This window comes from Pseudonocardia sp. SID8383 (genome assembly GCF_009864975.1).
GTDB lineage: Bacteria > Actinomycetota > Actinomycetes > Mycobacteriales > Pseudonocardiaceae > Pseudonocardia > Pseudonocardia alni.
In genome coordinates, this window is sequence record NZ_WWFY01001201.1 from 1 (window position 1) to 15,067 (window position 15,067).

The window sequence follows — 15,067 nt, forward strand, 5'->3', positions numbered from 1 at the left end:
GGGCGTTCGGCACGGACGGCCGCTACGCCCGCCTGCTCGGCGCCGACGCCTGGGCCCCGGACGCGCGGGCCGCCGCCGACACCCTCGCCGACGGGTTGCCCGCCCCGGCGCACCCGCACGCCCAGCCGATGGACGACCTGCCGCACCTGTCCGACCAGGAGTACACGCTGGTCACCCGCAGTGCCCCGCAGCTGGTCGCCACGGTGCTGGACCGCCTGCCCGACCGTGTCCCGGCGATGGCCGGATACGACGACGAGCAGCGCCGGCACACCGCCGAGGACGTCCGGCACATCGTCGACTTCCTGTCCGTGGCGCTCTACACCGGTGACGCGGAGCTGTTCGAGCAGTTCCTCGGCTGGACCGCCGAGGTGCTCGAGGCCCGGGCGGTGCCGGTGGCCGTCCTGCGGCCGGTCCTGGATCTGCTCGGCGACGAGCTGCGCGACTTCACCCGGGCGTCGGAGCTGCTGCGGCGCGCGACCACGTCCCCGGCGCTCACCGGAGGCGCGGGCACCCCCGTCCCGGCCGGCGCCGTCACCGAGGGCGCCGACTCCACGACACTGCACCGAACCGGAAGGCCCGCATGAGCGACCCGCGAGAGCTGTCCCTCACCTGGACCAGCCCCGCGCCGGACCTCGCGACGGTCGCGCCGGCCGGTGACCTCGACTACGCCACCTCCGACGCGCTCGCCGACGCCGTCGCCGTGCTGCTGACGGACCGGCCCGGCCTGCGTGAACTGCGGATCGACTGCGCCGGGATCGGGTACTGCGACTCCTACGGTCTGTCGTCGCTGCTGATGATCCGCAGGCGGACCCGGGCCGCAGGCGTCGAGCTCCACCTCGACAACCGTGTCGGTGCGCTGGAGCGGCTGCTGCGCGTCACCAACACCCTGGAGCATCTCACCGGAGTCGACGGGCCAGCCCGCGAGCAGCGGCTCGACACCTGAGCCGACCGGCCGCCGCGGTCACCCCCGGTCGCGCAGCGCGGGCAGGTTCGCCTCGATCGTCGCCCGGTCCGGCTCCAGCCACGGCGGCAGCTTCAGCGCGCGGCCGAGTTCGAGCAGCGGCTCGTCGACGGTGAAGCCGGGCTCGTCGGTGGCGATCTCGAACAGCACACCGCCGGGCTCGCGGAAGTAGATCGAGGTGAAGTACTGCCGGTCGAGGATCTCGGTGACCTCCAGGCCGCGGGCCACCAGCTCGGTGCGCCACTGCTGCTGGGTCGCCCGGTCCGCCACCCGGAACGCGATGTGGTGCACCGTGCCGCCGGCCTGCACCCCGTGCCCGTCGACGCCGCCGAGCACGTCCACGGCCGTCGCGGTGTCCCCCGTGGTACGGAAGCGGCTGCGGGCGCCGTCGTCGCCGGCGTGGGTCATGCCGAGGTCGGTGAGCATCCGCTGGGTCGGTTCGAGGTCCGCCTCGGACAGCGTCACCGCGTGCAGGCCGCGTACCGCGTGCTCGGCGGGCACGTTGCCGGCGCCGTCCCAGCCCGAGCGGGTGTCGCCGGGCGCGGCGACGAGGTCGATCACCAGCCCGTCGGGATCGCGCAGAGTCAGGACCTCCTCGGCACCCGACGACGCGTCCCGGGTGCGGGGGTCGTCGGCGTCCACGCCGAGCGCGGCGAGGTGGGTCTGCCACCAGCCCAGCGACTCCGGCGGCACGCCGAACGCCGTGGCGGTCGTCAGGCCGGCGCCCTGGCGGCCGGGCTCGACGTCGGGCCACGGGAAGAACGTGAGGATGGTGGCGGGACGGCCCGCCTCGTCGCCGTAGTAGAGGTGGTGGACCTGGGGCGCGTCGAAGTTCACCGTCCGCTTCACCAGTCGCAGGCCGAGCACGGTGGTGTAGAAGTCCACGTTGCGCTGCGGGTCCCCGGCGATCGCCGTGACGTGGTGCAGCCCGTGCGGGGTGACGGTCGTGCCGGGGGTCATCGCATCGCTCCTCGGTGTGGTTGCTCCCCACCGGCTACCCGTTCCCGGGACCGCCGACGCCGGACATGAAACCCGCCCGACCGGGGTACCCGGGTGTCATGACGACGCCCGAGAAGGACCAGCGCGAGCAGGACGAGCGCACGAGCCACCCGGTCCCGACCGAGCAGAGCGACACCCCGGTCGACGAGACCCCCGACGGCGACGGCGTCCACCTCGACGCCCAGCCCGTCGCGGACGACGACCCGCGCACTGCGGCGTCCTGAACCACGCACCCGTCACGGAAGGACTGCACAGAACCATGGCCACGATCCGTTACACCGTCCCCGGCCTCGAGCGCGGAGACGCCGAGCAGGTCGTCGACATCCTGCAGCACCGTCTGCACGCCCTGAACGACCTCCAGCTCACGCTCAAGCACGTGCACTGGAACGTCGTCGGCCCGAACTTCATCGCGGTGCACGAGATGCTCGACCCGCAGGTCGACGCGGTCCGCGGGTTCGTCGACGACGTCGCCGAGCGCATCGCGACCCTGGGCGGCTCGCCCAACGGCACCCCCGGCGCGCTGGTCAAGGACCGCACCTGGGACGACTACTCGATCGGCCGCGACCAGGCGATCGCCCACCTCGGCGCGCTCGACGTGGTCTACACCGGGGTCATCTCCGACCACCGCACCCAGATCGAGAAGGTCGGCGCGCTCGACCCCGTGACCGAGGACATGCTCATCGCCCAGGCCGGCGAGCTGGAGCAGTACCAGTGGTTCGTCCGGGCGCACCTGGAGAACGCCGACGGCTCGCTGAACACCCAGGGCAAGGCCGGTGAGCAGGGCGCAGCTGACGCCTCCCGCTGACCCTCCTCCACGACGCGACACCGACCCGGGCCCGGTATCCACACGGATACCGGGCCCGGGTCGTGTCGTGCTCCGGACCGGCCGTGACCGAATCGTTCTCCTCGAGCCCAGGGACGGCCGCCCCGGGCATCCGCCCTGCTCACACCGCGGAGCGACTGCGGGACGGCGTCGACGACCCCGTCTTCCGGCCTCGGATGTCCTGCCCCGTGCGGCCACTCGACCTACAGTCGCGTGCCGGACATTCCACCCGAATCGACGCGTAAACCCCCAACCGGAGGTACACGGTGATCGCCCGCTATCTCAGGGAGCACACGAGCCCTCCCGTCTTCGTGTCATCGGCGGTGCTCGCACTCGCCTTCGTACTGTGGGGCGCAGTCGCCCCCGCCTCGCTCGGCTCCGTCGCCGACTCCGTGAACTCGGTCGTGACCGGCAACCTCGGCTGGCTCTACATCTTCACCGCGAGCGCCTTCGTCGTGTTCGTCGTCGTGCTCATGGCCTCGCGCTTCGGCCGGGTCAAACTCGGGCCGTCGGACTCGACGCCGGAGTACAAGACCGTCTCGTGGTTCGCGATGCTGTTCACGGCGGGCATGGGCATCGGACTGGTCTTCTACGCCGTCGCCGAACCGCTGACGCATTTCACGAGTCCCCCGACCGGCGAGGCCGGGACGGCGGAGGCGGCGGAGAACGCCATGCTCTACACCTTCTATCACTGGGGCCTGCACCCGTGGGCGATCTACATCGTCCTCGGGCTCTCGCTGGGCTACTTCTCCTTCCGCAAGGGATTGCCGCTCCGCCCGGCCGCGGCGCTCTACCCGCTGATCGGGCATCGCATCAACTCCTGGCCGGGCTACCTGGTCGACGTCGTCGCGGTGTTCGGCACGCTGTTCGGACTCGCGACCTCGCTGGGGATCGGGGCGCAGCAGGTCGGCGCGGGGCTGGAGACCCTGTTCGGGCTGGAGAACAGCACGCCGCTGCAGGTCGTGCTGATCCTGCTCATCACCTCGGTCGCGGCCGTGTCGGTCCTGCTGGGGATCGACAAGGGCATCCGGAACCTGTCGCTGATCAACCTGTGGCTGGCGCTGGCGCTGATGCTGTTCGTGTTCTTCTTCGGACCCACCCGGGACCTGCTGAACTCGACGGCGGCCAACGTGGGCACCTACGTCCAGCAACTGCCGGGGTTGAGCTTCCAGACCTTCCCCGGTGACGCCGACGCCCAGAGCTGGCAGTCCGGTTGGACGCTGTTCTACTGGGGGTGGTGGATCTCGTGGTCGCCGTTCGTCGGCATGTTCCTGGCCCGCATCTCCTACGGCCGCACGATCCGCCAGTTCGTCGCCGGTGCACTGTTCGCCCCGGTCGGCGCGTCCATGGTGTGGATGACGGTCTTCGGCGACACCGCCCTGGACATCCTGCGGGCCGACCCGGCGAACCCGCTGGCGGGCGCCCCGGACTCGCCGGAGACCTCGATGTTCCTGCTCCTGCAGCAGCTGCCGGTCCCGGAGATCCTCACCCTGCTCGCGTCGGTGCTGTCGATCGTGGTGGTGGTGCTGTTCTTCGCGACATCGTCGGACTCGGGTTCCCTCGTGATCGACATCCTGACCAACGGAGGAGACCCGAACCCCCGTTGGCAGCAGCGCCTGTTCTGGGCCGTACTCGAAGGCGTCATCGCCGCCGTACTGCTCGGGGCCGGGGCGGCCGCGGGCGCGGATGCGCTCTCCGCCCTGCAGACCGCCTCCATCCTCGCCGGGTTGCCGCTGTGCATCGTGCTGATCCTCATGGCTGTCGGTCTCATGAGGGGCCTGCGCAGTGAGCGGTTCGTCGTCGCGCTGCCGGTCGAGGCATCGCCAGCTCTGGCTCTGAGGAGCAGCACCGCACGAACGGACGACCTCACGACCGAGCGGGCGGAGGTCGACGGCGGCCGGGCCACCATCGACCCCAACGGGGCCCTCTACTCCGAGACCGCGGTCGCCACCATGGCGACCTCGGACGAGGTCGAGCCGGACTCCGGCGACGACGTCCTCGACCACGCGGGGGACGTCGCGCTCGAGCGGCGCCAGGGCTCGACCTGACGGATCCCGGGGCCCGGACACCCGGGCCCCGGGACCTCACGGGTGCCCGTGCTCGTCGCCGCCCACCCACAGGGCCGTCGCGAGCGCCGGGCCCCACTCGTGCTCGGCCTCGCCCGGGGCGGGGTGTGCCTGCTCGCGGGAGCGGCGCAGCCGCACCACGAACGGCCCCTCGAAGGGCTTGCGGGTCAGCAGGTCCACCCGGTCGCCGAGCCGGACGTCGTGCGCGTCGAGGAAACGGAGCACCTCGGGGTCGGTGTCGTCGACGCGTACCAGGGTGCCACCCTCGCCGTAGCGCAGGTCCGGCAGCCGGCGGGCGTGGACCACGGGCATCGTGCCGTCCCGGGCCGGGATGGGGTCGCCGTGCGGGTCGAACCGCGGGTGCCCGAGTCGGGTGTCGATCCGGTCGAGCAGCCGGTCGGAGACGGCGTGCTCGAGCGCCTCGGCCTCCTCGTGCACCTCGTCCCACGCCAGGTCCAGCTCGGTGACCAGGAACATCTCCAGCAGCCGGTGCCTGCGCACCACGGCGAGCGCGGACACCCGCCCGGCGGCGGTGAGCGTGATCCCGGCGTAGCGGGCGTGGTCGACCAGTCCGGCGTCGACGAGCTTGCGCACCATCCCCGACGCCGACGGCGACGAGACCCGCAGCCGCTCGGCCAGCGCGGAGACCCCGACCGACCCCTCCCACCGCTCCGAGAGCAGGAAGATGGTCTTCAGGTAGTTCTCCACGGACTCCGAGAGGCGCTCCGCGCTCATGCCCACCACGGTATCCCGGCGACGGCGGCTCAGGCGGTCCCGGCCGCGCAGAGCCGGGCCAGGAGGGCGGGGTCGACCGGCGAGCCGAGGGCACCGCTCAGGGTGAGCCCGTTGACCGCGGCGGTCAGCAGCGCACGCCGGTCGGCGTCGTCGGGCAGGAGCCGGGCGGCGGCCGCGGCGAGCGCGACGTCCCAGCGGTCCAGCTCACCGCGTAGGTCCGGGCGCCGCGCGGCCAGCAGGAACAGCTCGTACTCGGCGATCGCGGTGACCCGTTCCTGACGGACGCAGTCCTCGACCAGCGCGACGAGGTCGCCCGGGACGGTGACCGCGTCGAGCCGGGCGATCCAGCGGTCGTTGACCGCGGTGAGCGTCGCGACCAGCAGCGCGTCGACACTGGGGTGGTAGTAGAAGACCGCGCTGGGCGGCACGCCGGCCTCCGCGGCGACCGCGCGCTGGCTGACCGCGGCGACCCCGCCGGCGCCGACCAGCCGCAGCGTGGCCCCGACCAGCTCGCGGCGGCGCCGGTCCCCGCGGCGGCGGCGACCGTCGGCCTCGGAGGTGTCCTGTCCGATCGCATCAGGCATGCGCGGTCGCGCCGCCCAGCTCCAGGGCGAGCACCCCGGCGATGACGAGCGCGATCCCGCCGAGCTGGACCCAGGTCAACGACTCACCGAGGAAGAACACCCCGATCAGCGCGACCAGCGCCACCCCGGCCGCGGCCCAGGTTCCGTAGGCGATCCCGAGCGCCATCCCCCGGCCGAGCGCCTGGGACAGCGACCAGAACGCCAGCCCGTAGCCCACCACCGTGATCATCGACGGCACCAGCCTGCTGAAACCCTGCGAGAACCGCAGCGCCACCGTTCCGGTGACCTCGGCGCCGATCGCGAGCGCGAGCCAACCCCACATCGCCGGACTCCTCCCCCTCTGTCCGCTCCTTGCCATATTGTAGAGCGTTCGCTCAAGTTTCCCGCCACCCGGACGACCGAGCACGAAATGGTTGTCATTGGCTTACGGTGGATCATCGTGACCACGCAGAGCAGTCGGACGACCGCGCCCGGTTTTCCCGCACCCCGCCGTCCCCGCGGCGACGGCTCCGTCGCCGCCGTCGCGACACGACTCGTGGACCTGCGACGACGCCTGGAGCGCACCGACCTGCGCCCCGCCCCGGACACCGACGCCGCGTTCGGCGAGCTCGTCGGACTCTGCTGCTTCCCGCCCGCCGGCTGCACCGAGGGCGTCCTGGCACAGGTCGCCCCGCACTCGGACGCCCTGCGGACCCTCGCCGCGACCGGCGAGGGCCACATGGAGAACCACTGGGCGGGCCGGATCGCCGCCGCCCCCGACCCGCGGGCCGAGCTGGACCGGTTCCCCTACCTGGGCAACTACCACGACCTCGTCCGGCTGGAGCTCGCCGCGCTGACCGCCGTCGGACTGCCCGCGCCGCGGCGCGTCGTCGTGCTCGGGTCGGGGCCCCTGCCGCTGACCGGCCTGGTGCTGGCCACCGGGCACGGCGCGCAGGTGCTGCACGTCGACCGGGACCGGGCGGCCGTCGCCGCGGGGGACGCGGTCACCGCCGCCCTCGGGGCGGACGGGCGGGTCCGCAGCCTGGTCGCCGATCTCGACGACCCGCAGCTGTCCCCCGCGCTCGCCGACGAACTGGGCAGGGCCGACCTCGTGCTCGTCGGGGCCCTGGTCGGTCCGGACGCCGCCACCAAGGCCGCGATCACCGCCCGGCTGACCACCGCGACCGGGCCCGGCACGACCCTGCTCGTGCGGTCCGCCGCCGGGCTGCGGACCCTGCTCTACCCGGAGATCGTCCCAGCCGACCTGCCTGCACTCGACGTACTCCTCGAGGTGCACCCGCGCACCGACGTCGTCAACTCCGTCCTGGTGGCCCGCGCCGCCACGTGAGGTGCGTCGCTACCGCGGTTCGGAGCGCCTCCGGCCGGGCAACCGGACCCCGACGAGGGGCGCAGCGACGCGCCGGAGGACGACGGACCGAGGAGGTCGGGACATGATGCGGACGACGGGCGGGTTCTCCCGGCCCTACACCCCGGTACAGCCGGTCGCGGCGGCGTTCGCCGCGGCGTTCCTGCTGGTCGGAGCCCTGGGCTTCGTCCCGGGCGTGACCTCCGGTGAGCTCGCCGTGCTGCCCGGTGCGGGTACCGCGGCGCTTGCCGGGCTGCTGCCGGTGTCGGTGCTGCAGAACGTGCTGCACCTCGTCATCGGCGTGGCCGGGCTGGCCTCGGCGCGCTCCGGTGCCGCGTCGCGGGTGGTGCTCGTGGCCGGTGGCGCCGTCGCGCTGCTGAGCGCCGCCGTCGCCCTGGACGCCGTGGGCGCGGCCCTGGTGGTCGTCGCCGTCGCGATGGTCGGCTGCGCGACGCTGCTGCGCGGCCGTCCCGTGGTGCGTCCGGGCCGCCGCGGAGCCGCCGCGGCCTGAGACCTGGACGGGGCGTGACCCCCGTGGTCCGATGGCGGTGTGTCCGACACACCGTCCGCCGGGACCCCGGTCACCGGACGACACCCCGACCACGGCCACGAGGCCGAGGTCGGCGACCCGGTGTGCTGGCTGGACCGGCTCTGCCCGGACTGCGGGGCGATGCCCTCGCCCACCGACGACGGCGGGCCGCCGCAGACCTGCTGGCGCTGCGGCGCCGCCGTCACGCCCCCGTCGGGCTTGCGATCGCCTGACGATCGTGCCGGGCCCGACGCCGGGATCGACGGAACCGGCCCGGATCCGGTGGAATCGCCGTCATCATGAGCGAACACGGCCGGACCCGGGTGCTGCTGGTCGACGACGACGTCCGGATCGGGCGCGCGCTCGGCCTCGCCCTGGGCGACGAGGGCGTCGACGTCGACGCGGTCCACACCGGCGAGCAGGCCCTGGTCAGTGCCGCCCGCCCGGGCGTCGACCTCGTGCTGCTGGACCTCATGCTGCCGGGCATCGACGGCCTCACCGTCTGCCGGCGGCTGCGCGAGACCGGTGACCTGCCGATCATCATGGTGACCGCGCGCTCCGACTCCGCCGACGTCATCGCCGGCCTGGAGGCGGGCGCCGACGACTACGTCACCAAGCCCCTGGTGGCCGGGGAGCTGGCCGCCCGCATCCGGGCGCTGCTGCGCCGGCGACGTCCGACTCCGGCGGCACCGCGCCGGATCACCGTCGGCGACGTCGAGCTGCGCCCGGACGAGGGCACCGTGCTCCGCGACGGCGCCCCGGTGCACCTGACCCGCACCGAGTTCCGGCTGTTCGCCGAGCTCGCCGCGGCGGGCGGGCGGATCGTGACCCGCGACGAGCTGCTGTCGCGGGTGTGGGGCTACGAGTACCACGGCGACACCCGGCTGCTGGACGTCCACGTGCGACGGCTGCGGCGCAAGGTCGAGCTCGACCCGGACCGGCCGGTCCTCGTGTTGACCGTGCGCGGCGCCGGGTACAAGGTCGGCGACGCCGGACCGGACGCCGCGCTGCCGGGCGCCGCCCCCGCCTCGGGCCGCGGCGGGTGAGCGGGCGCGGCAGGATGCGGTCCGTGCTGGACCGACTGCCGCTGGGCCGGCTTCCGCTGCGTCACCGGATCGGCGTCGCGTTCGCCGGGGTGTCGCTGGTGGTGACCGGGCTGTTCGCGACGGTCACCTGGAACCTCGCGTCGTACTACCTGGTGGAGCAGCGGGTGGAGAGCGCGACCCGGCAGCTCGCGGTGAACCTCCAGCTCGTCGAGCGGGCGATGGCCGACACCGCCGACGTCGGCGGGCTCGACGACCTGTTGACCGGCCTCGCGGGCACCCCGGACACCACGGTCGCGCTGCGCCGCGACGGCGCCTGGACGACCAGCGGCCGCGAGGTCGAACCCGACCTGCTGCCGGCGGGTGTGCTGGCGCTGGCGGAGAACGGGACCGGGGCGCGGCAGCGGGTGATGGTGGCGGGGATGCCGAGCGTCGTCGTCGCGGCGCCGATGCCGGGCGGCGACGTGTTCGTCGAGGTCTTCCCGATGCAGCGGCTCGACGCCAACCTGAGGTTCCTCAGCGTCGTGCTGTTCACCGGGGTCGCGGTGAGCGCGCTGCTCGGGCTCGCGCTGGGCCAGTGGGCCGGGCGGCGCGCGCTGCTGCCGCTCACCGCCGTGACCCGGGCCGCGGCACGGATCGCCGGGGGTGACCTGACCGCGCGGCTGCCGTCGAGCACCGACGCCGAGCTCGCCCCGCTCGTCGCGACCTTCAACCGGACCGCCGACGACCTGGAGCAGCGGGTGTCGCGCGACGCCCGGTTCGCCGCGGACGTCTCGCACGAGCTGCGGTCGCCGCTGACGACACTGGTGAACGCGGCCGCGGTGCTGACCCGGCGGCGCGACGAGCTCGCACCGACCGCGCGGGAGGCGGTCGAGCTGCTCGACGGCGAGATCCAGCGCTTCCGCCGGATGGTCCTGGACCTGCTGGAGATCTCCCGCAGCGACACCCTGCAGCGCGAGGACGGCGAGCTCGGTGCACTGGTCCACGGTCTCGTCGCGGTCCGCGGCGGGGAGCACGTCCCCGAGGTCGACGCCCCGGAGCCGGTGACCGTGCGGGTCGACCGCCGCCGCCTCGACCAGATCCTGGGCAACCTCCTGGACAACGCCGACGCGCACGGCGGCGGCGCGCGGCGGATCGGCGTCGCGCCCCGGGACCGGTACGCCCGGATCGAGGTCGACGACGCGGGCCCCGGCATCCCGCCCGAACAGCGGCTGGCGGTGTTCGAGCGGTTCGCCCGTGGCACCCTGGCCGGCAGCCGCGGCGACGGCGGCGGCACCGGTCTCGGCCTGTCCCTGGTCGCCGCGCACGTGCGCCGGCACGACGGCCGGGTGTGGGTGGAGGAACGACCCGGCGGCGGGACCCGGGTCGTCGTCGAGCTGCCGGGGGTGGACAGGTGAGGACGCGGCTGTGCACCGCCGTGCTGGGGCTGCTGCTCGTCGCCGGGTGCGGGGTGACCCTCGACGACGAGCCGGAGCCGATCGACCTGCCCAGCGGCACGACCTCCCCCACCCCGACGGTGACGGTGCTCCCACCCCCGACAGCGACTACCGGCGACGGCGGCGCGGGTCCGACGCGCAGCTGATGCAGGTCGTCGCGGCGGGCAGCGCCTCCAGCCGTTCCGGCGCGATCGGTCCGCCGCAGACGGCGCAACGCCCGTAGCCGCCCGTGGCCAGGCGGTCGGCCGCCCGGTCGAGCTCGTCGCGCTCCTGCTCGGCGGCGGCGAGCAGCCCCTGCAGCTGGGCACGCTGCACCGCGATCGTGACGCCCTCCGGGTCGTGCTCGTCGTCGTGGCTGGTCAGGGCCTGCTGATCGGCGAGCGCGTCGAGCTCGCGGCGCAGCGAGCCGACCCACTCCTGTGCGCGGGCGCGGGCGGCGGCGAGGGTGGTGGGGTCCACCACCCCAGGATGCGCCCCGGCAGACTGCGGTGGTGAGCCTTTTTCGTCCGGTGTCCGGTGTCGGGGTCGTCCTGGAACGCGCCGACGGCACCGTCGCCGTCGGTCACCGGATCACCGCCGGGGAGAGCCCGAGCTGGTCGTTCCCGGGCGGGCACCTGGAGGGCGGGGAGCCGGTCGTCGCCGCGGCGCTGCGCGAGCTCGCCGAGGAGACCGGTGTCGTCGCGGCCTCCGGCACGCTGGTCGCGGTGTGCGTGCGGCTCGACGGCCCGGGCGTCACGTTCGCGGTGCACGTGCCCGCGCCCGCCGGCGCCGTGCTGCGGGTGACCGAGCCGCACGCGACCGACTCCTGGACCTGGACCGACCCGGACGCCCTGCCCGGACCGGTGTTCGCCCACACCGCCGCCGTCCGGCACGCCTGGCGCCGCCCCGGCGTCGCACTCGACGGGTGGGACCTGCACCGCGTCGCGACCTGACGCGGCTACTCGCCGGTGGAGCCGGTGGCGAGCTCGACGACGACGTCCAGGTGGCCGAGGTGGCGGGCGTACTCCTGGACGACGTGCAGCAGGGTCCGTTCGATCGTCGCGGGCGGTGCACCGGCCCAGCGCCCGCTCGGCAACCCCGCGGCTCCGGGCCCCACCGACTCCGCGATCTCGCGGGTACGCAGGCCCTGCGCGGAGAGCGCGGCGACGACGTCGTCCGCGCCGACCCCGGGCGGCAGCGCCCACCGCCCGTCGACGTGGTCGGCCCAGGGGTCCGGGAGGTCGGCGTCGACGAAGCCCCACTCCAGCCAGCGGCGCTCCATGCAGCTCAGGTGGTGCAGCAGCTCCGCGGGAGACCAGCCCGACGGCAGCCGTCCGGTCGTGCAGTCGGCCACCGGCAGCGTGGCGTACCTGGCGAGGACGCGCTCGCGGTAGAAGTCGACGTAGCCGAGCAGCAGCGCGGTCGTCGACGACGCCGGGTCGGACGGCTCGGGGAGCCGGTCGCGGCGCAGGTGCAGCAGCGGGAACGGCCTGCCCTGCCCGTCGCGCCCGGAGCGCCCGGTCCGGACGAAGCCGAGGTGCTCGTAGAACCCGACCGCGCCCGGGTTCTGCTCGTTCACGTCGAGCTCCACCCGCGGCATCCCGGTGGTGGCCGCGGCCAGCAGGGCCGATCCGACGCCCCCGCCGTGCGCGGACGGGTCGACGAACAGCGCCTCCACCCGGTGGCCGTCGGTGCCGACCCAGCCGACCGGGGTGCCGTCGTCGCGCTGCGCGACCAGGACCGTCAGACCCGGCAGGGCCGCCGTGCGGACCTCGGTCTCGATCGCGTCGACGTCGGCCGCGGTGAGGAAGGTGTGCGTGGCCTCGACGGCGCGGCGCCAGATGCGGACCAGCCCGGGGTGGTCGGCGGGGGTGGCCGGGCGGACGGTCGGGAAGCTGCTCACCGGGCCAGGATCGCAGCGGTGTCGACCGGGTTCGCCCGGCACCGGCCGGTGTCCCACCACGGGACGGGTGGGCCGGACCGCGGTCGACACCGGGCCCGGAACCGTCGACGATCGTCCCGTGACCGTCCTGGACGTCCTCCTGCCGCAGCTCGTCGCTGCGCCCGGGGCGCTCGCCGTGCCGGCGGGCGGCGGCCGGGCCCGGGGCACCGACTGACCCCGGCCCGGCTCAGAGCGACCGGAGCGTGCCCATGGCCGCGGTCTCCAGGTCCGCGATCCGTAGCAGCAGCCCTGCGGCCTCGGTCAGGCCGGCCGGGTCCCCGTCGAGCCCGGCGCGCTCGACGAGGCCGGCGACGCGGGTCCAGAGCGTCGCCGACTCGGCGAACAGGTCCCGGCCCCGTTCGACCGCCGCGGCGCGTCCGCCCGGCCCGTCGCCGTCGTCGAGCAGCGGCAGGCAGGCGGTGAGGAAGTCGCGGTAGAGGGTCCGGAACAGTGCCCCGCCGGTACCGGCCCGTTCCATGAGCATCGCCATCTGGGGCAGGTCCCGGGGCGGGTCCTCGACGCGGTCGAGCCAGGACGGGGCGCGCTTCGCCGTCGTCCGGATGCCGCGGTGCCCGATGTTGGCGATCGGCGGGTGCAGGAACGCCTCGGCGCACTCGACGATCGCGGGCGCGATCGCGGGGACGGGGTCGACCGGCTCCCGGAGCGGTCCGAGGGTGAACGAGCGGTGCGGCGCCGACATGGGTCCGCGCGCCGCGCGCGCCCGGGCCAGACTCTCCAGGCTCGTGCTGACCCGGCCGCCCTGCTGCGCGGTGTCGAGGAGGTACGCGGACTCCTCGTCGTAGCCGAGGAGGGCCACGACGTGACCCGCGAAGTGGACCCGGGAGCCGAAGTAGTCCAGGTCGTGGCTGTCGAGCTGCAGCCCGACGGGCACGCCGTCGTCGACGAGGGTGCGCACCTGGTCCCACCCCCGGCGGGCGGACGAGGTCTCCTGGACGCGCAGGTCGAGGCCGAGGCGGCGGGCGAGGGTGCGGGTCAGCTCGAAGGGCTTGACCCGCCCGCCCAGGAACGGCACCGGCTGCCGCTTCGAGTCCCAGTACACGAACGACAGCCCGGAGCCGAGCCCGAACAGCACCGGTTCGGCGAGGTGGACGCCGGCGTGCCCGAGGAGCGCGCCGAGCGCCGTCGTCTCGCAGTGGACGCCTCCCGTGGCCGGGACGCCGGTGGATGCATCACTCATCGGGCACCTGGACCCGCTCGGCGAGCCACGACCTCTCCGCACGCAGCTGGGACAGGGAGAACGAGAAGACGTCGCGCGCCTCCGGCGGGAGGGGCTCCTGCGCCGTGCGGGCGGCGACGACCGCGTCGATGCGGGCGTCGAGGCCGACGAGCCGGGTCCGGAGCGCCGCGTCGACCTCGTGCGCGGGGAGCAGGCCCGTGTGGGCGAGGCCGGCGAGGAAGGAGCGGGCGGGGACACCGGCGTCGGCGAGCAGCTCGCGGACGCCGGCGGCCGCGGTGCGGCGCCCCCGGTCGGTGATGCGCACGACGCGGCGTGCCTTCGGGGAGGGGCGGTCGTCGTCGGCCTCGGCCAGGCCGCGGGCGGTCAGCTTGTCGAGCAGGTAGTAGATCGAGGAGAAGCCGATGTCGGTCCAGCGGCGGATGCCGCGCTGCTCGACGACCTGTTCGATGTCGTAACCGTGGCGCGGGCGCTCGGCCAGGGTCCCGAGGACGACGAGCTCACCGAGGGTCAGCTCCACGGCTGTATTCTAGCACTGGAATAGCGCTCCAGACCGCCCCGCATGCGACCTCCCCCGCGCGAAACACGACGACACCGGCGCGAGACGCCGACGCAACGTGCCGCCCCTAGCGTCTCCGCCTGCTGTATCCAGCTCTGGACACAGCAGGTGAGGAGGCTTGTCGATGTCGAGTGCCGTCGACGAGGCGGGGACGCCGCCGCTGCGCGAACGCGTCTACGCCGTGCTGCGGGACGACGTCGTCAACGGCGACATCGGCGCGGGCACCCGCCTCACCGAACCGAAGCTCGCCGCACGGTTCGGCATCTCCCGCACCCCGGTCCGCGAGGCCCTCGGCCGGCTCGTCGCCGACGGCCTCCTGCAGCGCGAGGAGGACTACGGCTACTCGGTCGTCGTCCCCGACCTGGCGGGGGTGCGTGACCTCTGGGAGGTCCGCATCGCGGTCGAGCTGCGCGGGATCGACCGGTGCCGGGAGAACCCGGGCACCGTGCACGACGCCGGAGCGCTCCGGGCGGAGCTGGCCCGCTGGCACCGGATGCTCGAGGAGCCACCCGAGGCGGGCCCGGGCTTCGTGCTGGAGGACGAACGGTTCCACAGCACGCTGCTCGCGGCGTCGGGCAACCCCGAGCTGGTCGCGGTGCTGACCGACGTGCACCGCCGGATCCGGCGGGTGCGGATGAACGACTACGTGCTCCCCGGCCGCGTCGAGGCGGCCGTGTCCGAGCACGTCGCCGTCGCCGAGGCGGTCCTCACCGGACGGCTCGACACCGCGCGTCACCTGCTGCACCAGCACATGGGCGCCTCGCTGGAGATCGTCACCGAACGCGCCGGCCGCGCCCTGCTCGCCACCGGCACCCGGGACCGCCGCCGCGGCCCGGCCACCCTCGACGTGAGGACCTCATGAGACTCGCCG

General features: G+C 74.4%; 19 protein-coding genes and 1 pseudogene. 12 read left to right on the top strand and 8 right to left on the bottom strand.

All coding sequences use genetic code 11. The annotated features are described in order from the left end of the window. Positions 1-584 (top strand): annotated as a pseudogene (locus GTW08_RS29165) (cobalamin-binding protein); the annotation flags it as partial. Continuing rightward, on the top strand, positions 581-943 hold the full coding sequence (locus tag GTW08_RS29170) for an STAS domain-containing protein (protein ID WP_073575895.1): 363 nt from the start codon (positions 581-583) through the stop codon (positions 941-943). The pseudogene GTW08_RS29165 and the gene GTW08_RS29170, both read left to right, overlap by 4 nt. A gap of 18 nt (positions 944-961) precedes the next feature. Here GTW08_RS29170 and GTW08_RS29175 read toward each other — a convergent pair whose 3' ends face one another. Next, positions 962-1,921, bottom strand: a complete 960-nt coding sequence (locus GTW08_RS29175) for a ring-cleaving dioxygenase (RefSeq protein ID WP_073575894.1) — start codon at positions 1,919-1,921, stop codon at positions 962-964. Between the two features lie 98 nt (positions 1,922-2,019). Here GTW08_RS29175 and GTW08_RS29180 point away from each other — a divergent pair, with 98 nt between their 5' ends. From GTW08_RS29180 to GTW08_RS29190, 3 genes are all read left to right on the top strand, one after another. Further along, positions 2,020-2,184: a hypothetical protein gene (locus tag GTW08_RS29180; RefSeq protein WP_161152807.1), complete on the top strand. Its 165-nt coding sequence runs from the start codon at positions 2,020-2,022 to the stop codon at positions 2,182-2,184. Between the two features lie 35 nt (positions 2,185-2,219). After that, positions 2,220-2,765: a Dps family protein gene (locus GTW08_RS29185; RefSeq protein ID WP_073575892.1), complete on the top strand. Its 546-nt coding sequence runs from the start codon at positions 2,220-2,222 to the stop codon at positions 2,763-2,765. A 329-nt stretch (positions 2,766-3,094) separates the two neighbouring features. After that, on the top strand, positions 3,095-4,831 hold the full coding sequence (locus GTW08_RS29190) for a BCCT family transporter (RefSeq protein ID WP_337825318.1): 1,737 nt from the start codon (positions 3,095-3,097) through the stop codon (positions 4,829-4,831). A 36-nt stretch (positions 4,832-4,867) separates the two neighbouring features. On the opposite strand, the gene GTW08_RS29195 is transcribed toward GTW08_RS29190, so the two are convergent. Genes GTW08_RS29195 through GTW08_RS29205 form a run of 3 tightly spaced genes read right to left on the bottom strand, consistent with a single transcriptional unit; the run spans position 4,868 to position 6,490 of the window. Then, complete coding sequence (locus GTW08_RS29195) at positions 4,868-5,584, bottom strand: metal-dependent transcriptional regulator (protein WP_073575890.1); 717 nt, start codon at positions 5,582-5,584, stop codon at positions 4,868-4,870. Positions 5,585-5,613: 29 nt separating this feature from the next. Continuing rightward, a complete protein-coding gene (locus GTW08_RS29200; RefSeq protein ID WP_073575889.1) occupies positions 5,614-6,168 on the bottom strand; it encodes a TetR/AcrR family transcriptional regulator in 555 nt (184 codons plus the stop codon). Further along, positions 6,161-6,490, bottom strand: coding sequence for a DMT family transporter (locus GTW08_RS29205; RefSeq protein ID WP_062399751.1), 330 nt, complete (start codon positions 6,488-6,490; stop codon positions 6,161-6,163). Before GTW08_RS29205 ends, GTW08_RS29200 begins: the two co-directional genes overlap by 8 nt. A 117-nt stretch (positions 6,491-6,607) precedes the next feature. Here GTW08_RS29205 and GTW08_RS29210 point away from each other — a divergent pair, with 117 nt between their 5' ends. From GTW08_RS29210 to GTW08_RS29230, 5 genes are all read left to right on the top strand, one after another. Then, complete coding sequence (locus GTW08_RS29210) at positions 6,608-7,495, top strand: nicotianamine synthase family protein (RefSeq protein ID WP_161152809.1); 888 nt, start codon at positions 6,608-6,610, stop codon at positions 7,493-7,495. 103 nt (positions 7,496-7,598) lie between these two features. Next, positions 7,599-8,024 (top strand): DUF4383 domain-containing protein, encoded by a 426-nt coding sequence (locus tag GTW08_RS29215; protein WP_083658659.1) that lies wholly within the window; start codon positions 7,599-7,601, stop codon positions 8,022-8,024. A gap of 317 nt (positions 8,025-8,341) precedes the next feature. Beyond that, complete coding sequence (locus GTW08_RS29220; RefSeq protein WP_073575886.1) at positions 8,342-9,088, top strand: response regulator transcription factor; 747 nt, start codon at positions 8,342-8,344, stop codon at positions 9,086-9,088. 14 nt (positions 9,089-9,102) lie between these two features. After that, positions 9,103-10,482 (top strand): sensor histidine kinase, encoded by a 1,380-nt coding sequence (locus GTW08_RS29225; RefSeq protein WP_161152810.1) that lies wholly within the window; start codon positions 9,103-9,105, stop codon positions 10,480-10,482. Next, the gene (locus GTW08_RS29230; RefSeq protein WP_161152811.1) at positions 10,479-10,667 is read left to right on the top strand and encodes a hypothetical protein; all 189 of its coding nucleotides are present in this window, start codon (positions 10,479-10,481) and stop codon (positions 10,665-10,667) included. Before GTW08_RS29225 ends, GTW08_RS29230 begins: the two co-directional genes overlap by 4 nt. Here the strand turns inward: GTW08_RS29230 and GTW08_RS29235 are convergent. Continuing rightward, entirely contained in the window at positions 10,630-10,980 is a 351-nt protein-coding gene (locus tag GTW08_RS29235) for a TraR/DksA family transcriptional regulator (protein WP_161152812.1), read from the bottom strand. The genes GTW08_RS29230 and GTW08_RS29235 overlap by 38 nt on opposite strands. Positions 10,981-11,012: 32 nt before the next feature. Here GTW08_RS29235 and GTW08_RS29240 point away from each other — a divergent pair, with 32 nt between their 5' ends. Further along, positions 11,013-11,453 carry an NUDIX domain-containing protein gene (locus tag GTW08_RS29240; RefSeq protein ID WP_157818432.1) on the top strand — a complete coding sequence of 147 codons (441 nt, stop codon included), beginning with the start codon at positions 11,013-11,015 and terminating at the stop codon, positions 11,451-11,453. Between the two features lie 5 nt (positions 11,454-11,458). Here GTW08_RS29240 and GTW08_RS33130 read toward each other — a convergent pair whose 3' ends face one another. The 3 genes from GTW08_RS33130 to GTW08_RS29255 form a co-directional block, all read right to left on the bottom strand. After that, positions 11,459-12,403 carry an acetyltransferase gene (locus GTW08_RS33130; RefSeq protein WP_337825320.1) on the bottom strand — a complete coding sequence of 315 codons (945 nt, stop codon included), beginning with the start codon at positions 12,401-12,403 and terminating at the stop codon, positions 11,459-11,461. A gap of 226 nt (positions 12,404-12,629) precedes the next feature. After that, positions 12,630-13,640 (bottom strand): BtrH N-terminal domain-containing protein, encoded by a 1,011-nt coding sequence (locus GTW08_RS29250; protein WP_161152813.1) that lies wholly within the window; start codon positions 13,638-13,640, stop codon positions 12,630-12,632. Continuing rightward, positions 13,633-14,157, bottom strand: a complete 525-nt coding sequence (locus GTW08_RS29255) for a PadR family transcriptional regulator (protein ID WP_073575879.1) — start codon at positions 14,155-14,157, stop codon at positions 13,633-13,635. Before GTW08_RS29255 ends, GTW08_RS29250 begins: the two co-directional genes overlap by 8 nt. Before the next feature lie 163 nt (positions 14,158-14,320). Here GTW08_RS29255 and GTW08_RS29260 point away from each other — a divergent pair, with 163 nt between their 5' ends. Next, positions 14,321-15,058 (top strand): GntR family transcriptional regulator, encoded by a 738-nt coding sequence (locus GTW08_RS29260; protein ID WP_073575878.1) that lies wholly within the window; start codon positions 14,321-14,323, stop codon positions 15,056-15,058. Positions 15,059-15,067 lie beyond the last annotated feature (9 nt).

What these genes read in the sequence shown, in the direction of transcription:
- GTW08_RS29170 (WP_073575895.1), top strand. Translation starts at nt 581, where the DNA reads ATGAGCGACCCGCGAGAGCTGTCCCTCACCTGGACCAGCCCCGCGCCG.
- GTW08_RS29175 (WP_073575894.1), bottom strand. Translation starts at nt 1,921, where the DNA reads ATGACCCCCGGCACGACCGTCACCCCGCACGGGCTGCACCACGTCACG.
- GTW08_RS29180 (WP_161152807.1), top strand. Translation starts at nt 2,020, where the DNA reads ATGACGACGCCCGAGAAGGACCAGCGCGAGCAGGACGAGCGCACGAGC.
- GTW08_RS29185 (WP_073575892.1), top strand. Translation starts at nt 2,220, where the DNA reads ATGGCCACGATCCGTTACACCGTCCCCGGCCTCGAGCGCGGAGACGCC.
- GTW08_RS29195 (WP_073575890.1), bottom strand. Translation starts at nt 5,584, where the DNA reads ATGAGCGCGGAGCGCCTCTCGGAGTCCGTGGAGAACTACCTGAAGACC.
- GTW08_RS29200 (WP_073575889.1), bottom strand. Translation starts at nt 6,168, where the DNA reads ATGCCTGATGCGATCGGACAGGACACCTCCGAGGCCGACGGTCGCCGC.
- GTW08_RS29205 (WP_062399751.1), bottom strand. Translation starts at nt 6,490, where the DNA reads ATGTGGGGTTGGCTCGCGCTCGCGATCGGCGCCGAGGTCACCGGAACG.
- GTW08_RS29215 (WP_083658659.1), top strand. Translation starts at nt 7,599, where the DNA reads ATGATGCGGACGACGGGCGGGTTCTCCCGGCCCTACACCCCGGTACAG.
- GTW08_RS29220 (WP_073575886.1), top strand. Translation starts at nt 8,342, where the DNA reads ATGAGCGAACACGGCCGGACCCGGGTGCTGCTGGTCGACGACGACGTC.
- GTW08_RS29225 (WP_161152810.1), top strand. Translation starts at nt 9,103, where the DNA reads ATGCGGTCCGTGCTGGACCGACTGCCGCTGGGCCGGCTTCCGCTGCGT.
- GTW08_RS29250 (WP_161152813.1), bottom strand. Translation starts at nt 13,640, where the DNA reads ATGAGTGATGCATCCACCGGCGTCCCGGCCACGGGAGGCGTCCACTGC.
- GTW08_RS29260 (WP_073575878.1), top strand. Translation starts at nt 14,321, where the DNA reads ATGTCGAGTGCCGTCGACGAGGCGGGGACGCCGCCGCTGCGCGAACGC.